This is a genomic window from Pseudoalteromonas sp. SG45-5, from assembly GCF_014164085.1.
GTDB classification, from domain to species: Bacteria; Pseudomonadota; Gammaproteobacteria; order Enterobacterales; family Alteromonadaceae; genus Pseudoalteromonas; species Pseudoalteromonas aliena.
Genome location: NZ_JACJEM010000142.1, coordinates 1 through 741, shown reverse-complemented (window position 1 = coordinate 741; position 741 = coordinate 1). Strand labels below are relative to the sequence as shown.

Below are 741 nucleotides of genomic sequence, written 5' to 3'. Positions count from 1 at the left end.
AAGGTTTAGTGTCATTGAAAGATATTTGGATCAATATTCATTACGGGAGATGAACCGCCCATTGCGGACCCGCATGATGGGTGGTGTGGGGGCTGGAGGTTAGAGACCTCCGGCTACCCGATTATGTGTTTTAACTCTGATCTTGTTTGATGATTTTAAGTAGTAAGTCTATTCTGCGGTTTGTCTTTTTACTTTCAGCAGTAACCATGCCTTGAACAAAAGACAAGGCAATGAAAATAACCCACATTATTTGAAATAACTCACTCTCGATTGTAAAGAAACTATTTGCAAGTAGAAGTAAGCCAAATGGCGCAATAATAGAAAGAAAATCTTTAATTCCCCAATCATTTGAGCCAAGCTTATCAAATTCTTCTTTGTACTTTTGAAGCTCTGAAATACGTTCTAATTCTATTTTAGCTTCTACCATTTTTACGTCATCATTATTCATTGAAAACACCATACTCCTGAAACACATAACGAGCCTGTAGATTAACTCATTTTTTTATTTGTTTTTATTGATAAACAAACCATAGCTGAGTTCCTATTTTGGTTCAATTGATTACTGTGTTTTTACGCAGAACCCGAATTCAAGTTCCAAGTGCACCAAACCTTAAACCACTAATTAATAAAGACTTCTTCAGCTGTCTGATAATTTAGTATTTTCCTTGGGCGAGTATTAATTTTCATTACAACCTCTTGGAGTTGTTCATTAGTTATAGTTGAAAAATCAGTTTTCTTTGG

At 35.1% G+C, this 741-nt stretch carries 1 protein-coding gene; it reads right to left on the bottom strand.

All coding sequences use genetic code 11. The features are described from left to right. Positions 1–130: 130 nt before the first annotated feature. A complete protein-coding gene (locus H5119_RS20005) occupies positions 131–448 on the bottom strand; it encodes a hypothetical protein (RefSeq protein ID WP_182703483.1) in 318 nt (105 codons plus the stop codon). Between the last annotated feature and the right edge of the window lie 293 nt (positions 449–741).